Genomic DNA, 5,973 nt, shown 5'->3' on the forward strand with positions numbered 1-5,973 from the left:
CAGGCATCTTCGACCCGGCCAAGTCCGCTGCCCTCAGCAGCTATGCCCTGGTGGCCAGGGATTACATGCATGCCCAGATCCGCTTTGGTTACCATTTTGCAGTGGTGGACTCCCTCATGAGTTCCAACAGGGATCAGAACTACGCCCAGTTCAGCTTCAAGGGAGGAGGAGCCCGCGAAGAGCAGAAGATATTAAGGCTTGAGGCAATCAAAATCGTCCTGGAACAATTCGGCTTTACCTGCTTTATCAAGGGAGATATGCTGAGCGCTGAAACAGCCCGCGAGGACGAGCAGGCTATCTGGCGCTCCATGCTGGTACTGGGCTACCTCCTGGGCAGGACCAGGCTTCTGGACATGAGCATGCACAGGCTGGATGTAAACGACCTGGCCAGGCAAATAATAGAGGAAATCGATGCAGCTTTGGCCCTTTAGAAAAAAACAAAAAAAAAGCAGCTTGGTAAGCTGGGTTACGCCCTACCTGGCGGTAGGCCCTGCACCCATGTCCCACGCCCACCTGCAGCATCTGAAGCAGGCCGGGATTGACGCCATCCTGAACCTGTGCGCCGAGTTCCCGGACCTGCCGGAAATCGAACGCCGGGCCGGCTTTGATGTTTACTACCTGCCTGTGGAGGACGAGGAAACCCCGGACATGGAAACCATGGACAACGCCCTGGAATGGATGGACGAATCCATTTACTTAGGCAAAAAAGTCCTGGTACACTGCCGCCACGGCATCGGCCGCACCGGCACCCTCACCGCGGCTTACCTCCTGCGCAAGGGCCTGACTTCCAGAAAGGTAAACAAACTGCTAAATCCCCTGCGCTCCCAGCCGGCCAACTACAATCAGTGGAGCCTGCTCAGGCAGTACGGGCGTCTCCAGGGCCGGCTACAGATCCGTGAGCCCAGCCTGGAACAAAAAAACATTGTGGATCTCACCCCTTTCTTCAAGGACCTGGAGGTCCTGCTAAACAGAGTCGAGATAAACCTGGAGGGGAGGCGTCTGTGCGGCAGAGAACATATCCTGTGCTGCTCACTGGACGTCCGGGTGAGCTTAGTGGAGGCGGTTTACATCTCCCACAAGATAAACACCGTTTTAACCCGGGAAAGCAGGCAGGAGCTCATCCGCAAGGCCTGTGGAACCAACGGGACCGGAGAGGGAGATGAGCCCCTGGAATGTTCCCTGTGCCCCCTGAACCAGAACCGCAAGTGCTCTTTCTTCCACCACCGCCCCCTGGCCTGCCGCCTCTTCGATTACAGCGACCTGGGATCAAAAGAATATGCTGATATAATGGATCAGGTAGGCCAGCTCTCCAGCAACCTTTTTCTGGCCTTTGGAGGACAGTTTCTGCAGCAGGACATAAATTTTGACTTGACCCGGGTCATCTCCGGAAAGTATGTCCAGGACTTTTTCCATATCCTCATGCAATGTGCTGAGGGAAACAACCGGATTTCACCTGAAAAAGAGCTCTGAACACACAAGACAAAGTATTGCCGTAAATGACCCTGGACACCCTGCACACCTCGGCCATGCTCTTTTTGAGCATTGTTTTCGAGTCCGCCCCGTTTATTCTCCTGGGAGCGCTCTTTTCCTCTCTGGTACTGGTATTTATCCCCGCGGACTTCTTCAGAAGAAAGCTGCCCAGAAACCCGGTCCTTTCCCTGCCTCCGGCCCTGGCCCTGAGCGCGGTTTTTCCGGTGTGCGAGTGCGCCATAATCCCCGTGGTGCGCGGACTGGTGCGCAAGGGCATGCCCATAAGTGCAGGCACAGTGTTCCTCGTGGCCGCCCCCATTTTAAACCCGGTGGTCCTGGCCTCTACATTTTATGCCTTCAGGTTCAACCTGGACGTAGTTGTGCTCAGGTTTGTCCTGGCTGCTGCGGCAGCCCTTATTGTGGGCTTTATTGTCTACCTGGCCTTAGAATCAGGCGGCCGTCGCCCCTTTGCCAGGGATCTCCCCATGGCTGGAGAGACACACTCCAGGCCCTCTTTCTTCAGTCCCGGCACCTGGAAAAGGGTGCTGGATCACAGCATTGACGAATTTTTCACCATCGGCAAATATTTCATCCTGGGGGCCGGGGTGGCCTCGCTTTTTCAAACCTATATGAGCCAGCAGGCGGTCATGGCCTTTACCGAATCCGCTTTTATCGCCCCCATGGTCATGATGCTCCTGGGATACGTGCTCTCGCTTTGCTCCACTGCGGATGCCTTTGTGGCCGCATCCTTCGCCGGCACCTTCACCCCCATGTCCATCGTGGCCTTCCTGGTGTTCGGACCCATGCTGGACATTAAAAACACGGCCATGCTCCTGGGATACTTTCCCCTGCGCTTCGTTATTTTATTCATTGCCGCGGCAGCCGCCACTGTTTATACACTGGTTGTAACCATGCAGTTTCTGTTGTAAAAATAAGCCATGCTCAAGACAATAATCCTTTTCGCCCTGGCCATCCTGCAGGTCAAACTCATATATACCGGGGACATCCTGTACTACCTGTCCCCCAAGATGCTGCCCTTTTTCTACTTCTCCACCACTGTATTTCTGCTGCTGGCGGCTTACAGGGCCATGCTCATCCTGGCGGAATCAAGCGGTCTGGAAACCACCTCCCAGGCCTGCGACTGCTGCGCCCACGACGAGGATGCCTCCAGGTTTTCCAGGACAGCCATGTATATCCTCTTCTGCCTGCCCCTTTTGACCGGCTTTCTGGTCCCGCCCAAGCTTTTGGACAGCTCTCTGGTGGACAAAAAAGGCATAATCTACCGGGAAGTTGCCTCAACCCCTTCTGATCAGCTCCCTTCTGAGACAAGGCAGCAGTACACGGATCAGACCGGGGAAATTGACCATGAATGGTGGGAAGAATACGAGTTTGAAACTCAAGAGCAAAACGTGCAGGAGGAAGAACAGCAGGCCCTGCGCGACGAACTGGGCATCTGGTACGATGAGGACTACTATAGGGACCTGGCTGACAGGCTCATTGATGGTGATAAAATCGTGGTCAGCGATTCAGGGCACCTGGATGTCATGCTGGTCATCGCCGCTTACCAGGAAGAATTCCAGGGCCGGGAAATAGAACTTACCGGATTTGTCTACCGCGACGATCACATGAGCAGGGACGAAGTCGCCCTGACCAGGACAGCCATTACCTGCTGTCTGGCGGATGCGACATTCTACGGCACCCTGATCCGCGGTGAAGACCTGCACCGCCTGGAACGCGACCAGTGGATAACCGTAAAAGGCGAAATCGACCTGGCCCGGGTCCAGGGACAAAACATGATCATGATCAACGCCAGGCAGGTCCAGGAGATCGACCCGCCGGATTCACCCTACGTCTACCCTTATCTCTATCAACAATACAACCCGGAGGCGCAGTGAAAAAACACAGGGCAAGGAAACATCTCGGCCATAAACCGCCCGTAACCATTCAGTGGGTGCCAGTAATCACCAGCGAAAGTAGACGTCAGGCGTACTCCCCAACCGTGTGCGGCGAAGCCGCCCGTGTGCAGCCCACGGCTGCCAGTGCCAAAAAATCTTCTCCGGCACGGGAAGCCTACAGGCTTCACACCCGACTAAAATACGCTTTGCTGTCCTACGGAATTTTAGCGGGCAGGCAGGTGCTCCGCACACACGGTTTTGAAGAATAAAGAGCCCAGACAGCATGTCAGGCAAGAAACTCTGCATGACAGGCTCCACTCTTAACCGTGCGCGGCGAAGCCGCCCATGTGCAGCCCACGGCTGCCAGTGCCAAAAAATCTTCATCTTCCCCATGCCCCTTGCTACTCTCCCTCAATCCCTCAATCCCTCAATCCCCCAATCCCTAAATTCCTAAATTCCTAAATTCTTGAATCCAAATGAAAAAAATCAGACCTGCGGCTGTCGAAGCCCCTGCGGTCCGTGAGGATCACTTCCGCCTGCAGCCCGGATTTCTTCAGCCCCACTTCCTTGCTCAGGCTGAACACGGTTTTGCCCCAGGAGGTAATCAGGCATGAATGTCCGGCCAGGTCCCCCAGTTCGGAAGCCCCTGTACCGTTGCACCCCAGAACGTAACACTGGTTCTCGATGGCCCTGGCCTTTAAGAGGGCCTGCCAGTGCTCCACCCTGGCCATAGGCCACTGCGAAGTGAGTATAAAAAGATCCGGCTCGAATTCGTGCTGGTACAGAAAAAGCTCAGGATAGCGCAGATCATGGCAGATGCCGAATCCAATTTTTATACCTTTCCATTCAAAACACTGCGGTGCATGCCGCCCCGGTTCAAAGTGCATATTCTCCTTGCCCGGCTTAAACAGATGCAGCTTCTGGTATGGCGAATATTTTTCCCCGTCCGGAGTGAAAAGCTCAAAGGCGTTGTATATCCTTCCGTCCTTTTCCTCCCAGAAGCTCCCGGCCAGGACATTCTCCGTTCTGGATGCGAACTCGCTCATTATCTGCCTGACCTCCAGATTCATCTCTAAGCAGCGGTCCCTTTGCAAATAATCAAATCCGCCCATGAACAGTTCAGGAAACACCCAGAGACAGGGGCCCTGCTGCCTTTCAATCAGGTCCAGCCAGGGCTGAATATCACTTACCCGGCGCATCACCCGGGTCTGGCAAACTCCGACAGCTACTGCCTCCATTTATACCTCTTCCTTGATGTGCATGCCTTGCAGCATCTCTTTATCCATTGCATACAAAATATCCAGAAATCCTGTCTGCAGGCTTCCCGGTCCCCCGGCTTCCAGGACGGCCCTTTCCCCGGCCAGGCCCATGACTGCCATGCCCATAGCCGCAGCCTGCAAAAAATCCTTTTCCACGGCAGAAAATGCCGCCACCAGGCAGGTGCTGCAGCATCCCATCCCGGTAACCTTAGTCATCATGGGGTGGCCGTTATTGACCGTCAGGAGCTTATCCCCGGAAACCACCAGGTCCTTCTCCCCGCTGACGCAGACCACGCATTCATAACGACTGGAAAGTTCCCTGGCCGCTTCCAGGGCCAGGGCAGATCCATGCAGGCTGTCCACCCCTCTGGGCTTGTCCCCGGAGCCCCCCAGGGCCATGATCTCCGAGGCATTGCCCCGCAGTATGCTTACCCAGCCTTTCTTTAAAAACTCCATGGGAGCATCCACACGCAGCTTGCTGGCCCCGGCCCCCACAGGATCCAGCACCACCGGGACACCCAGCTTTACCGCCCTGGATGCACCCAGGCGCATGGCCTGGACCTGGTTCATACATGGCGTGCCCATGTTTAAAACCAGTGCAGAACCAAGAGATGTCAGCTCCTCCACTTCATGCTCCGACCTGGTCATGGCCGGGGATGCCCCCAGGGCCAGAAGGGCATTGGCCGTAATACTGGTCACCACTATATTGGTCAGGTTGAGCACCAGCGGCCTTTTTTCCCTGATTTCCTCCAGACTTTCCCAGACCTTTTCAGATGTAATCATTTCCATTCCCCCAGACTTTCCTTAGTTCTTGCCCAGCCCTCTTCCTCTCTTCACTCTTTCACACCTTCTCCCCTGGCCAACTCGCTCCCTCAACCTACCCATGTTCACCCCGTGAAACATTTATCCTGTTAAATGTACAGCAGCACGAGCATCGCAGGCAGGAGTTTCACTGAAGCCCCAATGCCTGCCCCGTGAAACAGTCCAAAGGACTCCCTGTCGTAGACAGGGGTTTCACCGGGGCCCTATGCCTTCTTCTCCATGCTCCATGCCCCATACTCTATGCTCTATGCCCCATTCCCCCAATCCCTCAATTCCTCAATCCCTCAATTCCTCAATTCCTCAATCCCCCATTACAAACTTACCCTCCTCGCCCTATCCACTACGATACTCTTCATAAGGGGTTCGTGCTCCAGGGAGCTCAATACTTCAAAACTGACCCGTGGAAACTTTTCACCTATCAACCGCACACGTTCCGGGATATCCTTTTCCACGTGGCTGCCGTCCAGAAGAAAGTAGGGAAAAATCACTATCTTTTCAATTCCCTCCCGGGAGAGCCTGTGCACCAC

Annotated in this window: 6 protein-coding genes and 1 pseudogene; 4 read left to right on the forward strand and 3 right to left on the reverse strand. The window is 54.9% G+C overall.

Annotated elements, in window-relative coordinates; genetic code table 11:
* The 4 genes and pseudogenes from QZP87_RS00575 to QZP87_RS00590 all read left to right on the forward strand — a co-directional run.
* Positions 1–431 (forward strand): annotated as a pseudogene (locus QZP87_RS00575) (hypothetical protein); the annotation flags it as partial.
* Between the two features lie 22 nt (positions 432–453).
* Positions 454–1,470: a dual specificity protein phosphatase family protein gene (locus QZP87_RS00580; RefSeq protein ID WP_291320983.1), complete on the forward strand. Its 1,017-nt coding sequence runs from the start codon at positions 454–456 to the stop codon at positions 1,468–1,470.
* A 26-nt stretch (positions 1,471–1,496) separates the two neighbouring features.
* Positions 1,497–2,399 carry a permease gene (locus QZP87_RS00585; RefSeq protein ID WP_008871416.1) on the forward strand — a complete coding sequence of 301 codons (903 nt, stop codon included), beginning with the start codon at positions 1,497–1,499 and terminating at the stop codon, positions 2,397–2,399.
* Positions 2,400–2,408: 9 nt separating this feature from the next.
* Positions 2,409–3,365, forward strand: coding sequence for a TIGR03943 family protein (locus tag QZP87_RS00590; RefSeq protein WP_291320984.1), 957 nt, complete (start codon positions 2,409–2,411; stop codon positions 3,363–3,365).
* Between the two features lie 458 nt (positions 3,366–3,823).
* On the opposite strand, the gene QZP87_RS00595 is transcribed toward QZP87_RS00590, so the two are convergent.
* The 3 genes from QZP87_RS00595 to QZP87_RS00605 form a co-directional block, all read right to left on the reverse strand.
* Positions 3,824–4,603: a nitrilase-related carbon-nitrogen hydrolase gene (locus QZP87_RS00595; protein ID WP_287044291.1), complete on the reverse strand. Its 780-nt coding sequence runs from the start codon at positions 4,601–4,603 to the stop codon at positions 3,824–3,826.
* A complete protein-coding gene (gene thiM / locus QZP87_RS00600; RefSeq protein ID WP_291320985.1) occupies positions 4,604–5,407 on the reverse strand; it encodes a hydroxyethylthiazole kinase in 804 nt (267 codons plus the stop codon).
* Between the two features lie 350 nt (positions 5,408–5,757).
* Positions 5,758–5,973 (reverse strand): CbiX/SirB N-terminal domain-containing protein (locus QZP87_RS00605; protein ID WP_291320986.1); only part of this gene is annotated, 216 nt, incomplete at its 5' end.

Origin of the sequence: Desulfonatronospira sp. (assembly GCA_003563255.1) — a bacterium.
In the GTDB taxonomy this organism is placed as follows: Bacteria; Desulfobacterota; Desulfovibrionia; order Desulfovibrionales; family Desulfonatronovibrionaceae; genus Desulfonatronospira.

Bases quoted from the DNA above. Each gene is read 5' to 3' on its own strand.
- QZP87_RS00585 (WP_008871416.1), top strand. From the start codon at position 1,497: ATGACCCTGGACACCCTGCACACCTCGGCCATGCTCTTTTTGAGCATT.
- QZP87_RS00590 (WP_291320984.1), top strand. From the start codon at position 2,409: ATGCTCAAGACAATAATCCTTTTCGCCCTGGCCATCCTGCAGGTCAAA.
- QZP87_RS00595 (WP_287044291.1), bottom strand. From the start codon at position 4,603: ATGGAGGCAGTAGCTGTCGGAGTTTGCCAGACCCGGGTGATGCGCCGG.
- thiM (WP_291320985.1), bottom strand. From the start codon at position 5,407: ATGATTACATCTGAAAAGGTCTGGGAAAGTCTGGAGGAAATCAGGGAA.